The sequence below is a fragment of the Mucisphaera sp. genome, assembly GCF_965279675.1.
Lineage (GTDB): Bacteria > Planctomycetota > Phycisphaerae > Phycisphaerales > Phycisphaeraceae > Mucisphaera.
Window position 1 is genome coordinate 1,081,944 of record NZ_CBDIIJ010000002.1, and the last position, 18,077, is coordinate 1,100,020.

At 60.4% G+C, this 18,077-nt stretch carries 15 protein-coding genes; 11 read left to right on the forward strand and 4 right to left on the reverse strand.

Translation table 11 applies throughout. The annotated features are described in order from the left end of the window. Positions 1–155: 155 nt before the first annotated feature. From ACQZAB_RS04805 to ACQZAB_RS04850, 10 genes are all read left to right on the forward strand, one after another. Positions 156–635 carry a hypothetical protein gene (locus ACQZAB_RS04805; RefSeq protein ID WP_428387577.1) on the forward strand — a complete coding sequence of 160 codons (480 nt, stop codon included), beginning with the start codon at positions 156–158 and terminating at the stop codon, positions 633–635. Beyond that, on the forward strand, positions 635–2,434 hold the full coding sequence (locus ACQZAB_RS04810; protein WP_428387578.1) for a peptide ABC transporter substrate-binding protein: 1,800 nt from the start codon (positions 635–637) through the stop codon (positions 2,432–2,434). The genes ACQZAB_RS04805 and ACQZAB_RS04810 overlap by 1 nt, the downstream gene beginning before the upstream one ends. Continuing rightward, a complete protein-coding gene (locus tag ACQZAB_RS04815) occupies positions 2,431–3,369 on the forward strand; it encodes an ABC transporter permease (RefSeq protein ID WP_428387579.1) in 939 nt (312 codons plus the stop codon). The genes ACQZAB_RS04810 and ACQZAB_RS04815 overlap by 4 nt, the downstream gene beginning before the upstream one ends. A 213-nt stretch (positions 3,370–3,582) precedes the next feature. Next, positions 3,583–3,996 carry a methylmalonyl-CoA epimerase gene (gene mce / locus ACQZAB_RS04820; protein WP_428387581.1) on the forward strand — a complete coding sequence of 138 codons (414 nt, stop codon included), beginning with the start codon at positions 3,583–3,585 and terminating at the stop codon, positions 3,994–3,996. An 81-nt stretch (positions 3,997–4,077) separates the two neighbouring features. After that, the gene (locus ACQZAB_RS04825) at positions 4,078–5,619 is read left to right on the forward strand and encodes an acyl-CoA carboxylase subunit beta (RefSeq protein ID WP_428390138.1); all 1,542 of its coding nucleotides are present in this window, start codon (positions 4,078–4,080) and stop codon (positions 5,617–5,619) included. 28 nt (positions 5,620–5,647) lie between these two features. After that, entirely contained in the window at positions 5,648–6,031 is a 384-nt protein-coding gene (locus tag ACQZAB_RS04830; RefSeq protein ID WP_428387582.1) for an OadG family transporter subunit, read from the forward strand. 36 nt (positions 6,032–6,067) lie between these two features. Next, positions 6,068–6,457: a biotin/lipoyl-containing protein gene (locus ACQZAB_RS04835; RefSeq protein ID WP_428387584.1), complete on the forward strand. Its 390-nt coding sequence runs from the start codon at positions 6,068–6,070 to the stop codon at positions 6,455–6,457. A 97-nt stretch (positions 6,458–6,554) separates the two neighbouring features. After that, the gene (locus ACQZAB_RS04840) at positions 6,555–7,955 is read left to right on the forward strand and encodes a sodium ion-translocating decarboxylase subunit beta (protein WP_428390139.1); all 1,401 of its coding nucleotides are present in this window, start codon (positions 6,555–6,557) and stop codon (positions 7,953–7,955) included. Positions 7,956–7,968: 13 nt separating this feature from the next. Then, complete coding sequence (locus ACQZAB_RS04845; protein ID WP_428387585.1) at positions 7,969–8,721, forward strand: biotin--[acetyl-CoA-carboxylase] ligase; 753 nt, start codon at positions 7,969–7,971, stop codon at positions 8,719–8,721. Positions 8,722–8,793: 72 nt separating this feature from the next. Further along, a complete protein-coding gene (locus tag ACQZAB_RS04850; RefSeq protein ID WP_428390140.1) occupies positions 8,794–10,296 on the forward strand; it encodes a succinate CoA transferase in 1,503 nt (500 codons plus the stop codon). A gap of 11 nt (positions 10,297–10,307) precedes the next feature. On the opposite strand, the gene lgt is transcribed toward ACQZAB_RS04850, so the two are convergent. From lgt to ACQZAB_RS04870, 4 genes are all read right to left on the reverse strand, one after another. Continuing rightward, the gene (gene lgt / locus ACQZAB_RS04855; protein ID WP_428387587.1) at positions 10,308–11,294 is read right to left on the reverse strand and encodes a prolipoprotein diacylglyceryl transferase; all 987 of its coding nucleotides are present in this window, start codon (positions 11,292–11,294) and stop codon (positions 10,308–10,310) included. A gap of 36 nt (positions 11,295–11,330) precedes the next feature. After that, the gene (gene rnr, locus ACQZAB_RS04860) at positions 11,331–13,697 is read right to left on the reverse strand and encodes a ribonuclease R (RefSeq protein WP_428387589.1); all 2,367 of its coding nucleotides are present in this window, start codon (positions 13,695–13,697) and stop codon (positions 11,331–11,333) included. A 20-nt stretch (positions 13,698–13,717) separates the two neighbouring features. Continuing rightward, positions 13,718–14,737, reverse strand: a complete 1,020-nt coding sequence (locus ACQZAB_RS04865; RefSeq protein WP_428387591.1) for a HEAT repeat domain-containing protein — start codon at positions 14,735–14,737, stop codon at positions 13,718–13,720. Positions 14,738–14,816: 79 nt separating this feature from the next. Then, entirely contained in the window at positions 14,817–16,442 is a 1,626-nt protein-coding gene (locus tag ACQZAB_RS04870; protein ID WP_428387593.1) for a sigma-54-dependent Fis family transcriptional regulator, read from the reverse strand. Positions 16,443–16,674: 232 nt separating this feature from the next. Between ACQZAB_RS04870 and ACQZAB_RS04875 the strand changes: the two genes are divergently transcribed. Then, complete coding sequence (locus ACQZAB_RS04875) at positions 16,675–18,051, forward strand: phage portal protein (protein WP_428387594.1); 1,377 nt, start codon at positions 16,675–16,677, stop codon at positions 18,049–18,051. Positions 18,052–18,077: the final 26 nt, after the last annotated feature.

The following is an 18,077-nucleotide window of genomic DNA, read 5'->3' on the forward strand; positions in this document are numbered from 1 at the left end:
GGGTTGTCCGGCTGATGGAGATCGGTCTGGTTTTGGCAAAATCTGCATGGTGTAACTGAAGTGGACGTTGGGGATGGCCGACGCTGGTGGGATGTGGGTTGCTCATGGGTTGTGGGTAGGGGGTATGATCGTGGTTCCTTTGTCGGGAGGTTTTCGTGTCGATCAAGGTTCGGAGCCCGCATTCCGGGGTGGAGGTGGTGATTCGGCGTGAAGATGTCGGGCGTGCTTTGCGCGACGAGTCGGGGCGGGTGTTTTATGTGGTCGAGCGTGAGGACGGGGCGGGGTGCTACGGCTCGAAGACGCGGGTGGGGTCTGCGGCTGAGGCGGAGCGGGCGGCGGCATGGGATCGGGGGGAGGGTCTGCCGGAGGTCGTCGCGAGCGGGGGAGATGCCGGGGTTCACGATGCGAGGGGGCAGCGTCGTCGATCGAAGGGCGGGCTGGTGGTGGTCGTGATTGCTGTGGGGCTGCTTGGGGGTGGGGGCTGGTGGGCCTGGCAGAACGGGTGGCTGGATTTTGGTGACAATGGGGGCGTTGAAGCTGGGGCTGGGGAGGCTCTGCCCGCAGGTGCAGAGCTTTTGGATGATCCAGATGAATCGCCGGCTGGCGATATGCCGGCAGAAGGGATGACGCCGTGATGGGCATGTTTGAAGGATTGTGTGGACTGGCCTCAAAGGTTCGGTGGGTGAGGGTGATGCTGGTTGGGGCTTTGGTGGGGTTGGTGCCGGGTTGTGGTGAGCGGGAGCCGGAGGCGGATCTGATTTTTATGTCTGCGGCGGCACATATCACGTTGGACCCGGCGAAGATGTCGTGGTCGCATGACATTCGGGTGGCGAGTGCGTTGTACGACCCGCTGGTGCGGATGGACTTCAACTCCGGTGAGGTGGAGCCGGCGGTGGCTGAGTCGTGGGCGGTGAGTGAGGACGGGCTGACGTATACGTTCACGCTTCGTGAGGATGCGAAGTGGGCGAACGGGGACCCGGTGACGTCGGAGGACTTCATCTATGCGTGGCGTCGGGTGTCGCTGCCTGACACGGCGGCGAGCTACGTGAAGCTGATGTATGTCATTGATGGGGTTCAGGATTTTTACGCGTGGAGGACCGAGCAGATTTCGGAGTATGCCCGGGTGCGTAACATGGCGGGGGGTGCTGCGGGTGAAGCTGCGGCGGAGGCGGCGGAGGTGATCTGGCAGGAGGCGCAGGCGAAGTTTGCCTCGGATGTGGGGTTGGAGGCACCGGATCCGCGGACACTGGTGGTACGTTTGGAGCAGCCGACGCCTTACTTTTTGCAGATGATTGGCTTTGCGACCTTCATGCCGGTGCACATTGCGAGCGTGGAGGAAGCGACGACGCTGAATACGACAACGGGGATGGTGCAGGTGGATTCGGCTTACTGGCGCGACCCTGAGCGTGTCATCAGTAATGGGCCGTATGTGATTGAGGATGGTGTGTTCAAGCGCTATCTGCGGATGCATAAGAACGCTAACTACTGGAATGCTGAAGCGGTGAAGAGTGAGACGCTGCTGGAGAAGATCAATGAGGATCCGCAGAGCGCTTTTCTTGCTTACAGCGGCGGGGATGTGGACATCTCGATCGCCTTGCCCTCGCTGGGGCCGCTGCCTGCCGAGCTGGTTCGGGATGAGAGCCGGACGGACGTGCACACGGTGACGGCGGCTGGAACTTACTTTTACAACTTCAATTGCCTGCCGACGCTGCCGGACGGTTCACCGAATCCGCTGGCGGATCCTCGGGTTCGGGTGGCGTTGTCGATGGGTATTGATCGGCAGCAGATCGTCGGTCAGGTGACGCGGATGGATCAGCCGATTGCGCGGAGCTTTGTGCCGCCTGGCGCCGTGGCGGGTTACGAGCCGCCAGTTGAGACGGGGGTTGTTTTTGATCCGGAGGGGGCGAAGGCGTTGCTCGCGGAGGCGGGCTATCCAAACGGTGAGGGGCTGGATGGCCTGTCGATTCTGTACAACACGGGAGCCGGGCACGAGGAGGTCGCGATTGCGATCGCGGCGATGTGGGAGCGCGAGCTCGGCGTGGTGGTCACGACTGAGGGTGTGGAGGTTCAGACGTTTTCGGATCGCGTGAATCGGCAGGATTATTCGATTGCCCGGTCGGCGTGGTTTGGTGATTACATGGATCCGACAACCTGGTTGGATAAGAACCGGGCGAACAACGGCAACAATGATGCGAAGTGGAACAGCCCGCTTCATGATGGCCTGCTCGATGAGGCCCAGACGATCCGGGATCCCGAGGCGCGTTTTGCGAAGCTGGCGGAAGCGGAGGCGGTGTTCAATGCGGAGCAGCCGATCGCGCCGATTTTTCATTACCGGCTGGTGTATCTGTTTGATACCGAGCGCGTGAAGGGTGTTGAGTTGAATCCCTGGGCTCGGTGGCGGTTTGATCGGATCTGGGTGGAGCGTGGCGAATGAGCCGTCTGATTCTGTTTCGTCTGTTGCAGATGCCGCTGATTCTGGCGGTGATTTTCCTGGTGACCTTCACGCTGGCGTGGGTCGTACCCGGGAATCCGCTGGAGCGTCCGGAGGGGCAGCGGCCGCCGCCTGAGGTCCAGGAGGCGATGGCTCGGCAGTACAACCTTCACAGCCCGTGGGCGTTTTTGAGCAGTTATGTATCGAATGTGGTGGTGGGGAGCGAGCAGTACGGGCGGCTGGATTTCGGGCCGTCGCTTCGGTACACGGATCAGCGGGTGTCGTCGATCATTGGTCAGGCGTTGCCGGTGAGTGCGGCGTTGGGCTTGGCGGCGTTGGCGGTGGCGCTTTTTCTGGGGACGCTGGCGGGGGTGATCGGTGCGCTGAAGCCGGGTAGCTGGCTGGACATGTCGAGTCTGATGGTGGCGTTGATCGGTGTGAGTCTGCCGAACTTCGTGACGGGTTCGATTCTGCTGATTCTGTTTGCGGGGCTGCTGGACTGGTTTCCGGTGGGTGGGTGGGGGAGGCCTGAGCATCTGGTGCTGCCTGCGATTGCGCTGGGGTTCTTTCCGGCTGCGTATGTGGCCCGGCTGGTGCGGTTGGGGCTGGCGGACGTGATGAGCAGCGACTACGTGCGGACGGCTCGAGCGAAGGGGCTGAGCCATGTGGGTGCTTTGTTCAAGCACGCGTTGAAGGTGGCGTACCTGCCGGTGCTGAGTTTCATGGGGCCGGCGGCGGCGTCGGTGATGACGGGTTCGTTTGTGATCGAGAAGGTGTTCGCGATACCGGGGATGGGGGATTACTTTGTGAACGCCGTTCTCAACAAGGATCAGTTTCTGATTCTGGGGGTGGTGCTGACGTATTCGACCATGCTGGTGGTTTTCAATTTGCTTGTGGATGTGGCTTACGCGTGGATAGACCCGCGGATTGAGCTTTGAGCCATCGTTAAGGGGGTTTTGAGGGGTGTTGACGGTCTGGAGTTGCAGGCTGGGCGGGGGTTGATTATCTTAAGACTCGAAAGTCGCATTTAGGCGGTTTTCGCCCGATAGAAGCCCAGGTCGTGCAGTTGCGACCCGTGACGGGGCCCATGGCGGCGAGCCCCATCCCTCTTGAGACGGCCCCGACGCCGGTTGGGGAAAGGCAGGCAGGCGATGATTCAGGCCGAAGCGGTGAATCACCTAGGGATTGCGGTGCGTTCGATCAACGCGCACCGGGCGTATTACGAACAGGTTCTGGGGGCGGAGTTTGAGTCTGAGGAGGTCGTGCCTGAGCAGAAGGTGAAGGTGGGCTTTTTCAGGGTCGGGGGTGTGCGGCTGGAGTTGCTTGAGCCGACGAGTGAAGACTCGCCTATTTCAGGTTTTCTGGACAAGCGTGGCGAGGGGCTGCACCACGTGGCTTACACCGTGCATGGGATCGAGGAGCGACTGGCTGAATTGAAAGAAGGTGGGGTTCGGCTGATCGACGAGACGCCGAGGGATGGCGCGCATGGCAGCCGGATTGCGTTTTTGCATCCGAAGGCATCGGGTGGGGTGTTGACGGAATTGTGTGAGCCGGCGGAGCACTGAACCGAAGCATGGATTCGGTCGCAGCGATGGCTGGGCCGTGAGAGGATTTTGACGATGGCTGAGAGCGCCGTACGCAGTGGGATGACGGTCAAGGAGCGGATTGAGGAACTGCACGCCAAGAAACAGGCGTTGCAGGAGATGGGTGGGAAGGATCGGGTTGAGAAGCAGCATCAGGCCGGGAAGCTCTCGGCCCGTGAGCGTGTGGATGTGCTGTTGGACGAGGGGTCATTCCAAGAGCAGTATGGCTTCGCGCAGCATCGGTGCACGTTCTTCGGCATGGACAAGAAGGAGTTGCCCGCGGATGGCGTGGTGACGGGGAGCGGGACCATCGATGGGCGTCTGGTGCATATGGCGTCGCAGGACTTCACGGTGGTGGGCGGTGCCTCGGGCGAGGTTCACTGCGACAAGATTGTGGCGATGATGAAGGACTCGTTGAAGACAGGCTCGCCCTTTATCTTCATCAATGACTCAGGCGGTGCGCGTATTCAGGAGGGGATCGACAGTCTGTCGGCTTACGGGCGCGTGTTCTACAACAACGTGCTGCTGTCGGGCGTCGTGCCGCAGATTTCGCTGATCTGCGGTCCGTGTGCGGGTGGTGCGGCTTACGCTCCGGCGTTGACGGACTTCATCATTCAGACGAAGAAGGCGCAGATGTTCATCACGGGTCCTTCGGTCATCAAGCAGGTGACCGGTGAGGATGTGACCGCGGAGCAGCTGGGTGGGCCCGAAGCACAGATGGCCTATTCGGGAGTCGTGCATTTCGTGGCGGAAGACGATGCTCATGCGATTGAGATCTGTAAGGATCTGCTGAGCTATCTGCCATCGAACAATATCGATGACACGCCTGAGGGTGAGCCTGGGGATCTGGAGCTGGATTTTTCGCTGAATGAGCTGATCCCGGACAACGCGAAGCAGGCGTACGACATGCACGAGGTTATTTCCCGGATCGTTGATGGCGGGAAGTATCTGGAAGTCCAGGCGACGTTTGCTCAGAACATCATCATCTGTTTTGCGAGGATCAACGGTCGGACCGTCGGGATCATCGCGAACCAGCCGAAGGTGAAAGCGGGTTGTCTGGATATTGACGCCTCGGACAAGAGTTCTCGGTTTATTCGGTTCTGCAACGCGTTCAATATTCCGCTTGTGACGCTGGTGGATGTGCCCGGCTTCATGCCTGGTGTGGAACAGGAGTATGGCGGCATCATTCGCCATGGTGCGAAGATGCTGTTTGTGTATTCGGCGGCGACGGTTCCGAAGGTGGCTGTGATTCTGCGGAAGGCTTACGGCGGCGCTTATCTGGCGATGAGCGGCAAGGATCTGGGGACGGATCGTTGTGCGGCGTGGCCGACGGCAGAGATTGCGGTGATGGGTGCCGAGGGTGCGGCAGGTGTGGTATTCCGTAAGGAGATCGCCGCGGCGGACGATCCGGAGGCCAAGCGGGCGGAGTTGATTGAGAAGTATCGCCAGACGTTTTCGACGCCTTATGTGGCAGGTGGGCGGCGGATGGTTGACGAGGTGATTGAGCCTGCGGCAACGCGGCGGTATCTGGCGATGGCTTTGGATACGCTGGTAAGCAAGCGTGAGCTGCGGCCCGAGAAGAAGCACGGCTTGATTCCGTTGTAAGAGAAGGGATTGTCTTCGGATGCAGATGATGAGCCCCATGATGCTGGCGGAATCGGGCGGTCTCCAAACGGGGCTGCTACTGATGATGGTTGGGATGACGGTGGTGTTCGGCTCGCTGGTGGTGCTGCTGTCGGTGGTGCAGTTGGTGAAGGCGTTGCTGTCGGATAAGCCGGAGCCTGTGCTTGCTGAGAAGCCCTCTGTGGCCCCGACGCCCGTGGCCGTGGCGGCCGTTGATCCACCTGTGGAAGGGCTTGTTGATGGTGCGTTGCTGGCTGTGTTAACGGCTGCGGCGACGGCTGCGTTGGGGACACGTGCGCGGGTTCGTGGGGTTCGTCTGATCGCTCGTCGCGATCGGGCTTGGTCGCAACAGGGCCGCCGATCGATCATGACTTCGCACCGGCCACAGCGTTAGTGGCAGCTGCGTTTTTCACTTGAATTGGAACTGATTATGAAGCTTCGGATCACCGTCGAGGGAAAGACCTACGAGGTCGACGTAGAGGTTTTGGATGAGGGAGCGGTTGGTGGTGTTGCCCCGGCGTCGGCTCCGGCGGCATCCAGTCCGGCGGCTCCTCCTCCACGTCCGGCTGCGGTTCGTCCGGCTCCGGCGGCAGCCGGTGATGCGGGGGCATCTGAAATTCCCAGCCCGATCGCGGGGAACGTGCTGGATGTGAAGGTGAAGGCCGGTGACACGGTTGAGGCCAACGATGTGCTGCTGGTCCTCGAAGCGATGAAGATGGAGACGAACGTTTCCTCGCCACGGGCGGGCACCATCGCGGACGTCAAGGTGGCGGCGGGTGATGCGGTGCAGTCGGGTCAGGTGCTGATCACCTTTGCCTAATTAGCGAGCGCGGTGCTTCATGGAACAGTTGTTAAGCGTCTTCGGCAGCTACTTTGCTGCATCGGGTTTTGGTCAGATCACGTGGCCGAATCTGGTGATGATTGGTGTGGGCTGCCTGTTTATCTGGCTGGCCGTTCGCAAGGGCTTTGAGCCCCTGCTGTTGGTGCCGATCGGTTTTGGGATTCTGATCGGGAACATTCCTTATGACACTTCGAGTCTGTCGCTGAGCGTTTATGACGGGCCGGTGAGCGATCATGACATCGTTTATTACATGATCGAAGAGGGGGAAGTGGGTGATGGGGTGGTGGTGCTGGAGGAGATCGAGGAGCTTGAGGCTTCACGTCGGACGGAGGGGGATTATCTGGTTCACGAGGGCGAGGCGGTGATGGTGAACACGCACTCGCTGTTCGCGGCGCCTGCGTGGGTGGCGGTTTCTGATCCGGAGATGGAGGATGCGCCAGCGGGGTTGATCGTAGAGATGGGTCAGGGGCGCAGGCTTTTTGTGTCTGAGTTGTCGCAGACACCCGATGGGAAGTACCCGGAGGTGTGGTCGCCTGAGCGGCAGGATGTGTTCAATGCGTCGATTCTGTGGTGGTTGTTTGCGGGAGTGGGTTTGGCGGGGTTCTATCCGCCTCTGATTTTCCTGGGGATCGGGGCGTTGACGGACTTTGGGCCGATGCTGGCGAATCCGAAAACGTTGTTACTCGGGGCGGCGGCGCAGTTTGGGATTTTTGCTGCGTTGCTCGGTGCGGTAGCGATCGGCTTTACCAACCAGGAAGCGGCGGCGATTGGGATTATTGGTGGGGCGGATGGACCGACGGCGATCTTTACGTGTTCGCAGCTGGCCCCTCATCTGCTTGGGGCGGTGGCGTTGGCTGCTTATTCGTACATGGCAATGGTGCCGATCATCCAGCCGCCGATCATGAAGCTGCTGACGACGAAGGAAGAGCGTCTGATCCGGATGGAGCAGATGAAGCCGGTATCGAAGCGGGTGAAGATCGTGTTTCCGATCGTGGGCTTTCTGCTGACGGCGTTCATTGCTCCTGGTGGTCTGCCTCTGCTTGGGATGCTGTTCTTTGGGAATCTGCTGCGTGAGTCGATGGTGACGGACCGTCTGGCGAAGACGGCGCAGAGCACGTTCATTGATATCGTCACGATTCTTCTGGGTGTGACGGTGGGTGCGAAGACGAGTGCGGCCAACTTCCTGACGCTGGACACGATCAGTGTGTTTGCTCTGGGCATCTGCGCGTTTGCGATTGCGACGGCGACGGGTGTGTTGTTTGCGAAGCTGATGAATGTGGTGTTCAAGGAGAAGATCAACCCGCTGATCGGGGCGGCGGGCGTGAGTGCGGTGCCGATGGCTGCTCGCGTCGTTCATAAGGTCGGTCAGGATGAGGACCCGCAGAACTTTCTGCTGATGCACGCGATGGGGCCGAACGTGGCGGGCGTGATTGGTTCGGCGGTAGCGGCGGGTGTGTTGTTGAGCCAGTTGGGCTAGGAGGCGTTTGGTCGTGTGGGTTTCGTGGCACGATTGTGTTGGATCGACGAACGACGTGGCTGCTGCGCTGGCGGCAGAGGGGCGGGTGTCGCCTTTTGTTGTGGCTGCTCGTCGTCAGACGGGTGGGCGTGGGCGAACGGGGAGGCGGTGGTCATCGCCTGAGGGTGGGGCGTGGTTCACACTGGCGTGGCGGCCACCTGAGGATTGGCGTGGTTGGGATCTGGCTTCGTTGGCGGTGGGTGTTGCGGTGCGGCGGGTGCTGCTAGAGCTTCTGGGTGCTGAGACGGCGGTTGCGATCAAGTGGCCGAATGACTTGCTGATTAACGGCCGGAAGGTCGCGGGGGTTCTGTGCGAACGGCCCTGGGCTGGAAGAGATCCTGAACAGGGTGGGGACTGGCTGATTGCTGGTGTTGGCGTGAATGTTTGTGTCGATCCGACGTCGCTGGGTGAGGGCCTTCGCATCCCGGCGGTTTCGCTGGATACCTATGTGGATCGGCCCGATGTTTGTGGGGTGGTGGAACGCTGTGCCGAACGGATGGTTGATGTGCTGCGGCTGCTGGGGGGAAGCGCCGGTTCGGAATGTGTGCTTAAAGACGTGGTGTCATCGCTTGCGTGGCGTCATCAGGTTGTGAGAGTGGGTGAGATTGAGGGCCGGCTGGAAGGGCTGGACTCTCGGGGAAGGCTGATGATAGAAACTCGTGCGGATGGTTTGCAGACCGTTGTCGCCGGTGATGTCGAGCGAGCCAGTCTGTCGTTGTGTTCGTAGACAACAAAGGCAGCTTTGCCGGAGTGAAGGATGTTTGAGATGTCGAGTTCGAGTTTAGGAAATGGACTGGCTATGGCGGAACGCGAGCGTTGTCAGCGTTGTCAGGCGATTACGAAGCTCACAGCCGAGGAAGCGGCGGCGATGATTCCTCATGGAGCGACGGTGGGGTTTTCGGGTTTCACGCCTGCGGGTGCAGCCAAGGCGGTTCCTCGTGCGTTGGCGGAACGCGCCAAGGCGCTTCATGCAGCGGGTGACCCGTTTGCGATTCGTGTGCTAACGGGTGCCTCGACCGGGAGTGCGTTGGATGAGGCTCTTGCGGAGGCGAATGCGATCAGCTGGCGTGCGCCGTATCAGTCGAGTTCGACGCTTCGGAAGCGGATCAATGCACAGGAGTCAAGGTTTGTGGATATGCACTTATCGCATGTCCCACAGATGATGGCGGCGGGTTTTTTTGGTGAGATGGATTTTGCGGTAGTGGAGGCGACCGATGTGACGTTTGATGGTCGTGTGTACCTAAGCACGTCCGGTGGGGCTTCGCCTAGTTATCTGCGTCATGCGAAGAAGGTGATTATCGAATTGAATCGGTATCACTCGACGCGGCTGGCGGAATGCCATGATGTGGCGGTGTTGCCGCCTCCGCCTCACCGGAGCCCGATTCCTATTCATGATCCGCTCTCGAAGATGGGCACACCTTTCGCGACGGTAGATCCCTCGAAGATTGTGGGTGTGGTTGAGACGGATGAGCCCGATGGTGTGGCCCCTTTTTCTGCGCCTGATGGTGTGAGCGAGCAGATTGCCGGGCATGTGATTCGGTTTTTGCTTGATGAGATGAAGGCGGGGCGGATTCCGCCTGACTTTCTGCCTTTGCAATCGGGTGTTGGGAATGTGGCGAACGCGGTGATGGCGGGTCTTGGGGCTTCTTCGGATGTGCCGCCTTTCTACATGTACTCGGAGGTCTTCCAGGATGCGCTGGTGGATCTGATGCTCAATGAGAGTCTGCTGGGTGCTTCGTGTACGAGCCTGACGCTGAGTGATGAGCAGATGCAGCGTGTGTACGGCAACATGGACTTCTTTGCGCCAAAGATCGTGATTCGTCCGCAGGAGCTATCGAACAACCCCGGTGTGGTGAGGCGCATGGGTGTGATCGCCATCAACACGGCGATCGAGGTGGATATCTATGGGCATGCCAACTCGACGCATATCTGTGGGACCCGTCTGATGAACGGGATCGGGGGGTCGGGAGATTTCATGCGTAATGCGTATCTCTCGATCTTTGTGGCCCCGAGTATGGCGAAAGGGGGCGCGATCTCGACCGTGGTGCCGATGGTTTCTCATTGCGATCACAGTGAGCACGATGTGCAGATTGTTGTGACGGATCAGGGGTTGGCGGACCTGCGTGGCCTTGGACCCGTGGAGCGTGCGCAGGCACTGGTCGAGAATTGTGCGCACCCTGACTACCGTGACTATCTGACCCGGTACATGGAAGAATCACCGGGTGGGCATCTCAAACACGATCTGAGCAAGTGTTTTGAGATGCACCGGGCGTTCCTTGAAACGGGCTCGATGAAGATCTGAAAGAGCTGGATTCAGGTAGTGGCTTGCTTGACCCAGGAGCCGAGTGGCTCGTTGCTGCATCGGTGTGCCTGTCTGATCAGGTAGAGGCCGAGCAGGAAGAGTAGGGCTGAGAGCCATTGTCCTCGGGTGATACCGAGGGCTGCGTACTCGCTGTTGAGCAGGTGAGCATCGGGCATGCGGAATTGTTCGTTGATGATTCTGGCGATGGCGTAGGTGCAGCAGAAGAGGCCGGCTATGAAACCGGGTTTGCGGGGCTTTAGCCATGCCGCAGCGAGGACGGCGAAGAGCACCAGGCCTTCGAGTGTGGCTGCGTAGAGTTGCGAGGGATGTCTTGGGGTTAGTGCGGGTTCGACGATCTCGATGATGCGGGGGTCGTTCTTCTGGACTCTGTCGATGGCTCGGTAGGCCCAGAGGAGTGGTTCGTTCCCGAGGTCGGGTGCCTGGGCCATCAGCGGGGCGAGTTGTTCTGCGGAGAAGTCGAGTAACTCCTGAGGGAATCTGGTGGCCCATCGGAAGTCTGCAGAAGTAGCGCGTCCGTAGAGTTCGCCGCCGATGTAGTTAGCGACACGTCCGAGGAAGATGCCGAGCGGGGCTGAGAAGGCGGCGAGATCAAGGATGTGTCTGAGTGGCACGCTGTTACGTCGAGCGAAGAGCCATGCGGCGAAGATGGCTCCGAGCATCCCGCCGTGCGAGGACATCCCGCCTCGGTTGATGGCGATGAGGCTCCAGAAGGGGGGCTCTGCGGTGAATTCAAGCAGGAGGTGGGGTTTGTAGAAGAGGACGTAGCCGACGCGCCCGCCAGCGACGAGTCCGAGTGCGATGTGGATGATGAGGTCGGCGGCGAGATCGGGTTTGAGTGGCGAGCGGCCGACCGTGAGTACGCGGCGGACAAGAATAAATGCGAGGAGAAACCCGGTGAGGTAGGCGAGGCCGTACCAGCGGATCGGCAGGCCAATGCCTGGGATCGTGAAGGCAATGGGGTCGAGGGTGTGGAGCATGCGTTGCTCGGTAGATAGCTAGAGGACAGCAGGGTCTTAGCGTCTTCTGGGCTTGCGTTTGCTTTTACGTCCTGTTTGTTTGAGGCTGGATTTCTTGGGTGGTTTTCGGGCTCCGGGTGCGAGCTGTCGGGGCTTGCGCTTGGAGCCGGTTTGTTTGTCGGCTGCTTTGGTCTTGCCGCCTGCTGCAACGACGGCGAGTTCGAGTTGTCGTTTGGGCAGGTCGACAGCGGCGATACGAACGGTGAAACGGTCGCCTATGGTGATGGTCTTGCCTGAGCGTTGCGCGACGAGAGCGCCTGTCTGTCGGTTGAGGGTCCAGCGTTCTGATGGGGGGCCGGGGAGCTCGGAGGTGCTGACGAAGCCGTCGACCAGGAAGCGGTCGATCTGGACGAAGACGCCGCGGTTGGTGACGCCTGTGACGGTGCCCGGGTAGTCGTCGCCTAAGTGGTTGGCGAGGAGTTGGAGTACGAGGAAGTTGCGGAGCTGACGCTCGGCGGCCTCGGCGTTGCGTTCGGTGGTCGAGCAGTGTTGGCCGGCTTCGGTGAGCTGTTCCTCGTTGGGGAGTCGCTGAGCGAGCTTCTTGGCTGCCGGTGACTTGCGTTTGAGCGGTTTGCCGGCGTTGGCTTTCTCGGCGGCGATGTAGTCGGTGAGGGCTCGGTGGAGGATGAGGTCGGGATAGCGGCGGATGGGTGAGGTGAAGTGGCTGTAGTGTTCGGAGGCGAGTGCGAAGTGTCCCACGAGCGCGGGGCTGTATTCGGCTTTGGCGAGGGTCTTGAGGACGGCGAGGTGAACGGCTGTCTGGGAGGGTTTGCCCTGAACGGACTGGAGGAGGCCCTGTAGTTCCTGGCGGGTTGGATGAGCGGGGATGTTGTAGCCGGCGACCCGGGCGAAGCGACGGAGGTCGGACATGTCGTGGGCGGGCGGATCGGGGTGGATCCTGCGGATCATCGGGATATCGAGTCGATCGAAGAGTGAAGCGGCTGCTTCGTTGGCCTCGACCATGAACATCTCGATCAGCTTGTGGGTGAAGGCGTCGTCTTCGGGCTGGGCGTCGATGACGTGGCCGGCCTCGTCGAAGACGAGTTCGACTTCGGGCAGACCGAGCACGATCATGCCGTTGCGGAGGCGTCGCTGGCGGATGCGTTTGGCGAGCTCGTCCATGTTCTTGAGCATGCGGACAAGGTCGCGGGGGTATTTGGCTTCGGTCTTGCAGTGTTTCTTGGCTTCGCGGATGTCGCCATCGATCACGGCCTGGGCTTCGAGGTAGGTGAAGCGTTTGTTGGAGTGGATGCGGGTTTTGGCGAAGCGTGAGGAAACGACGTTGGCGTTCTTGTCGTAGCGGATGAAGCAGGTGAGACAGCAGCGGGGCACGTCTTCCTGGAGCGAGCAGACGCCGTTGCTGAGTACTTCGGGCAGCATGGGGATGACGTGTCTCGGCAGGTAGACGGAGTTGCCGCGTGCTCGCGCTTCCTTATCGATGGCGGAATCGGGTTGAATGTAGAGTGCGACATCGGCGATGTGCACGGCGAGTTCGAGGACGGCGGGGGAGTCGTCGTCGATCTCGACCAGTGAGATGGCGTCGTCGAAGTCGCGGGCGTCGGGGGGGTCGATGGTGCAGGTGAGTACGTTGGTGAGGTCGAGCCGATCGGGGTTTTTTTGTTCGGCATCGAGCTTTTTAATGGCCTTGCGGGCGTCTTCGAGGACGGCTTCGGGGAATTCGCCTGGAAGATCGAATGCCTGGATGGTGGCGAGTGTTTCGATTTCCGGGATGCCGGCTTCTCCGAGAACTTTGGTGACGACGCCTTCGGCGAGCTCGTTGGGGGCCTGCGGGTAGGTGATGATTTCGAAGGCGACCTTGTCGCCTGGCTTGGCGTTGGCTGACTCTGCATCGCGGAGGACCACATCGTTGGCGAGGGCCTTGCCGTCGGGCCGGGCGATCAGCAGGCGTCCCTGCTTGATGACGGTGCCGGTGAATTTCTGAGCACCGCGTTTGACGATCTCGATGATCCGGCCTGTGTACGAAGGTCCATCGGAGGGTCCGCGTGCCCGGTCTCTGAGCACACGGGCTCTGACGGTATCGCCAGTGAGTGCGCCTGCGGTGTCTCGCGCGGGGACGAAGAGGTCGCTGTGGGAGCGGTCGTCATCGGGGGTGATGAAGCCGAAACCTCTGGGATGCAGGGAGAAGCGTCCACTGATCTCGCGGCCTGGCGGCGGGAGAGCGAGGGTGTCGGCGGTGCCGAGGATGAGGTGCTTATCTTTGAGCAGCTGCTCGATCGCGAGATCGAAGTCCTTGCGGTCCTCCGGGTCGATGTTGAGCTGCTTGGCGAGTTGGCTGGTAGAAGCTGGCTGGTAGCGTCTGTCGCTGATGTGACGGACGATGGCGGCTTTGATCCGCTCTGACATTCGTTTGTTGCCTGACTAAATTAGGGTGTGAGGGCGTCGCGGGCCGAGTCGCTAAGGCCGATGGCCGGTTCGATCATGAGGGCTGCCCATGTATCGAGGTCCTGATTGAGCGTGGCCCAGTTGGAACGGGCGAGGTTGCCCGCAAGGCTGTCGGGGGTTGGGGTATTGGGGAAGAACGTATTACGTGTAAGGCCGAGGATCTGATCGGTGATTCTGATCAACTCGGCTGCGTTTGGTGTTTCGGGGTCTTGGATTAGCTGGGAGATAGCTATTCGGGATTTTGCGATGGCGAGAGCGGTGGTTTCGGCGAGGAGTGATTCGATGTCGAGGCCTTCTGCGCGGCTGCGGATCAGCCACTGGAAACAAGCGGTGAGTGCTCGCTCATCGGCTGAAAGCGAGTCGTCTTCCCTGTTGATCAGTGCGTTGATCAGCCGGCTGATGGCTTCGGGATCGTTGTAGGCACCCAGGGCATCGATGATGCGGATGGCGGTGGGGTCGTTGGTCTCGGTGGCGAGGGCTGTGGCGAGGGCATTGATATATCGCTGGACATCTGCGGTGCTGATCTCGATGCGGTTACCGACATCCTGATAGCAGCGGGCGGCCCAGTAGCGGACGGCGGGGTTGGCGTCGTCGAGGGCCTCGCTGGCGAGGTCGAGAGCCTGAACCGTGTAGAGCTCGGATACGGCGATGATGGCGTTGAGGCGGGTCGCGAAATCATCACTTTCGAGGAGCGGCTCGAGTGCTTCAGCGGCGATGAGGGAGTAGGTGGTCTGGAAAGCTTCGGTTGCATCGGGACGATTGAGTGGGCCGACCAGCTCGCGGCGGGTTCTTTTACGCAGGTCGGCGTCGGGCTCGGCGAGCTGCGGGGCGAGACCGTTGAGGTAGACCCGGATCTGCTGCTCGAGGGTGGGGGTGATGCTCTCGGACTGGATCGTCTCGGCGGGGAGTCTTTCCTGCGCGTGGAGGTGGGGCGGCGTTGAGAAGACGAGTGCGAGACCCAGGAGGAGGGACGATCTTATTGGAGCTGCAGGGCGATTCATAAGCAGTTATCGCGCAGGGGTATGAATGACGTTTCGAGATGGGACGGTACCGCTGGGGCTGGTTTGCGTCAATCCGGGGTCAGTCCTGTGTTTGGGCTGATTCCGGGTCCTCGAGACCGAGATCCTTGACTTTTTTGTTGAGTGTGTTGCGGTTGATGCCCAGAAAATCAGCGGTGCGGATCTTGACGCCATCGTTCTGGGCCAGGGCTTCTCGGAGCAGCTGACGTTCGACCTCGTGGATGACCGTGGCGTAGATCTGGCCTTCTTCGGTCTGCTGCTGTTTGATGGCAAGCTGGGCGAGATTGGCACAGATGGCATCGAGCGACTGATCCGGGGTTGAGGTTCTGGTCTGCTGCGCGAACAGGCGGATTTGCAGGGGGAGCAGTTGCTCGGTGAATTCTTCGGAACTGGCGAGAACGACGGCTCTTTCCATCGCGTTTTCGAGTTCGCGGACGTTTCCGGGCCAGGGATAGCGCAGGAGCGTGTTCATGAGGCTGCGTGAGATCTTGTGGAGGTTCTTATTGTTTTCCTTGTTGTAGCGGTCGAGGAAGTGGTCCACGAGCTGAGGGATGTCTTCTCTGCGATTGCGCAGGGGTGGAAGGTGGATGGTGACGACGTTGAGGCGGTAGTAGAGGTCCTCGCGGAAATTACCCTTGCGGACCTCGTGTTCGAGATCGAGGTTGGTTGCGGCAATGACGCGGGCGTCGACCTGCTGGGTGCGGTGGTCTCCGACGCGCTCGAATTCGCGTTCCTGGAGGACTCGGAGGAGGCGTACCTGGAGTTGGGGATCGAGGGTTCCGATTTCGTCGAGGAAGATGGACCCGCCTTGGGCGGCCTCGAATCGGCCGGTTTTGTCGCGGATCGCTCCGGTGAAGGCACCTTTAACGTGGCCGAAGAGTTCTGATTCGAGGAGTTGGGGAGCAAGGGCGCCGCAGTTGACTCGTATGAGGGGCTTGTGGCGTCTCGGGGAGTTGTAGTGGATGGCCTTGGCGACCAGTTCCTTGCCGCATCCGGTTTCGCCCAGGACGAGGACTGTGGCCCTGGATTCGGCCACCTGGGCGATAGAGGAGAGGACATCCTGCATGGCGGGGGCGGTGCCGACGATGTTGCCGAAGGTGTAGCGGTCTCTGAGGTCGTCTCTGAGGATCTGGGTTTGGGCGAGCCAGTGGGACCGCTCGATCTGGACGAGGTTGTGGATGCGGTAAGCCTGTGACATCAGGCCGGTGATGATGGTGAGCAGCTTGGCGTCGGCCTGGAGTTGGGTGTCGCTGATAAAGGGTTTATCGATGCTAATGGCCCCGACGAGCTGCTGGTCGTCTTTGACGGGGATGCAGATGAAGCTGATGGGTGGGGCCTGCGGGGCGGTGTCGTCCTCGGACCGGGCCTGTGTGCGATTGAGGAAGTCGGGGTGTTTGCTGATATCGGGGATTATGGCGGGTTTGCCGGTTTCGAGCACCGTTCCGGTGACGCCTTCACCTCGGGCGTAGCGTCCGCGTTGTTGTTCCTGGGGTGAGAGTCCGACAGCAGCAACGGTTCGGTAGGAGTCGTCCTGCTGGTCCAGGAGGATCAGAGAGGCTCTGAGAACGCCTAGCCGCTGGGTGAGGACGGTCATGGCCCGCTGGAAGACCTGCGGCAGGTCGAGTCCATCGCCAAGGATTTGGCTGATTTCCTCCAGTATGTCTAATTCTTGTTCATATCCACCCATGCCATGCCTATTAAAGCATCACTTGTGCGGAATCTCAAGGCAGAAGCAGGATTTCAACAGGCTGGGCGCTGGAGCGTGTGGTTTGGGTGCCGGGTCTGAGTTGCTTTTAATGATTGTTTGTAATTGTCTTATTTGGATTTATCGCTGAAGAACAGTCGTTTCTGGGCGCACGGAGCTGTATGCCTGAGCTGGGGTGTCAGCTTTGATTGGCCTCTGGAAGGATGGTTGCTAGATGGCGCGTTACGAAGATGCGGATTTCCTTCTGAGTCGTGTGTCGGAGCATCGTCAGCAGCGTGAGCCGTGGTTGCGTCGGCTGTGGTCCTATTACAGGAACAATGTTCATTCGGTGCCGCATGGGGGCGGCATCCGGCATGCGACGGCTCAGGAGCAGGGTTTGCCGGAGCGGTTGCGGGAAGCCGACCGTGAGCTTGTGACTGAGAACGACATCGCGTGGCGGGTGCACGCCCTTGTTGACTTCATGTTCGGGAAGCCGGTTGCGATCCGGAGCGAGGCGGGCCAGCCAGAGCGTCGGGCGTTCATTGAGCGATTTCTGGCGTCGTTGTTTGAGCAGAGTGGGGGGGTGGCGTTCCTGCAGAACATGGCCTTGTTGGGGTCTGTTTATGGCTACGTCGATGTGCTGCTGCGGGTGGATGAGGATGGCGCGGCGGCTGCGGGCCTGAACGAGGCAGAGGTCTTGGCGTCTCGTCTGAGGCTCGAGCTGGTAGAGCCGCCACGAGCCGTTCCGCAGACGGATGATGAGGATTACCGTCGGCTGGTCGGCTATGCGGTGCAGAGGCGGCCTGGATCATCTGGTGCTCAGGGGCGGCTCGAGGTCTGGACGCCTGAGGCCTATCGGCGGTACTACGAGGCTGAGGATGGGAGCCTGACGGCGGAGGTTTCAGCCGAGAATGTGCTGGGCCGTGTGCCGGTCGTGCATATTCAGAACCTCGCACAGCCGCTTCGGTATTCCGGTTTGAGCGACGTTGAGCCGCTGATCCCGCTGCAGGACGAATTGAATACACGGCTTTGTGATCGTGCGAATCGTGTGACGTTTCAGTCATTCCAGATGTATCTGGGTAAGGGCATCGAGGGTTTCACAGACAAGCCGGTGGGGCCGGGGCAGATGTGGGCTTCTGACAACATGGAGGCGAGCATCGAGTCCTTTGGTGGAGACGCGTCGAGCCCGTCGGAGGAGGCTCATCTTCGCGAGTTGCGGGACGCGATGGACAAGATGAGTGGCGTCACGCCCATTGCGGCTGGACTCATCAGAGGGAAGGTCGGGAACCTGACCAGCGAGAACGCGTTGCGGGTGATTCTGATGGGAACGCTTGCGAAGACGGAGAAGAAGCGGGTGACGTATGGGGATGGGCTGGCTCGTGTCTGTGAGCTAGCGCTCTACACGCTTGACCTGATGGGTTGGTATCGGCATCCGGTTTCGGACCGGAAGGTTCGTCTCGAATGGCCGAGCGCCCTGCCAGAGAACGAGGAACAGGTTCTGAGGAATGCGGAGGTCAAGTCGTCCCTCGGTGTTCCCCGGGAGCGGATTCTGGATGAGCTTGGTTATTCGGGGTCGTCGGCCGGAAGCTCATCCGACTCGGCAGTCAACTGAGAAATTGGATATTCAGCAAGGAGTTC

Coding starts and splice junctions, on each gene's coding strand:
- ACQZAB_RS04875 (WP_428387594.1), top strand. CDS start 16,675: ATGGCGCGTTACGAAGATGCGGATTTCCTTCTGAGTCGTGTGTCGGAG.
- ACQZAB_RS04825 (WP_428390138.1), top strand. CDS start 4,078: ATGACGGTCAAGGAGCGGATTGAGGAACTGCACGCCAAGAAACAGGCG.
- ACQZAB_RS04810 (WP_428387578.1), top strand. CDS start 635: ATGGGCATGTTTGAAGGATTGTGTGGACTGGCCTCAAAGGTTCGGTGG.
- mce (WP_428387581.1), top strand. CDS start 3,583: ATGATTCAGGCCGAAGCGGTGAATCACCTAGGGATTGCGGTGCGTTCG.
- ACQZAB_RS04850 (WP_428390140.1), top strand. CDS start 8,794: ATGGCGGAACGCGAGCGTTGTCAGCGTTGTCAGGCGATTACGAAGCTC.
- ACQZAB_RS04865 (WP_428387591.1), bottom strand. CDS start 14,737: ATGAATCGCCCTGCAGCTCCAATAAGATCGTCCCTCCTCCTGGGTCTC.
- ACQZAB_RS04830 (WP_428387582.1), top strand. CDS start 5,648: ATGAGCCCCATGATGCTGGCGGAATCGGGCGGTCTCCAAACGGGGCTG.
- ACQZAB_RS04815 (WP_428387579.1), top strand. CDS start 2,431: ATGAGCCGTCTGATTCTGTTTCGTCTGTTGCAGATGCCGCTGATTCTG.
- ACQZAB_RS04835 (WP_428387584.1), top strand. CDS start 6,068: ATGAAGCTTCGGATCACCGTCGAGGGAAAGACCTACGAGGTCGACGTA.
- ACQZAB_RS04870 (WP_428387593.1), bottom strand. CDS start 16,442: ATGGGTGGATATGAACAAGAATTAGACATACTGGAGGAAATCAGCCAA.
- ACQZAB_RS04840 (WP_428390139.1), top strand. CDS start 6,555: ATGATTGGTGTGGGCTGCCTGTTTATCTGGCTGGCCGTTCGCAAGGGC.
- lgt (WP_428387587.1), bottom strand. CDS start 11,294: ATGCTCCACACCCTCGACCCCATTGCCTTCACGATCCCAGGCATTGGC.
- rnr (WP_428387589.1), bottom strand. CDS start 13,697: ATGTCAGAGCGGATCAAAGCCGCCATCGTCCGTCACATCAGCGACAGA.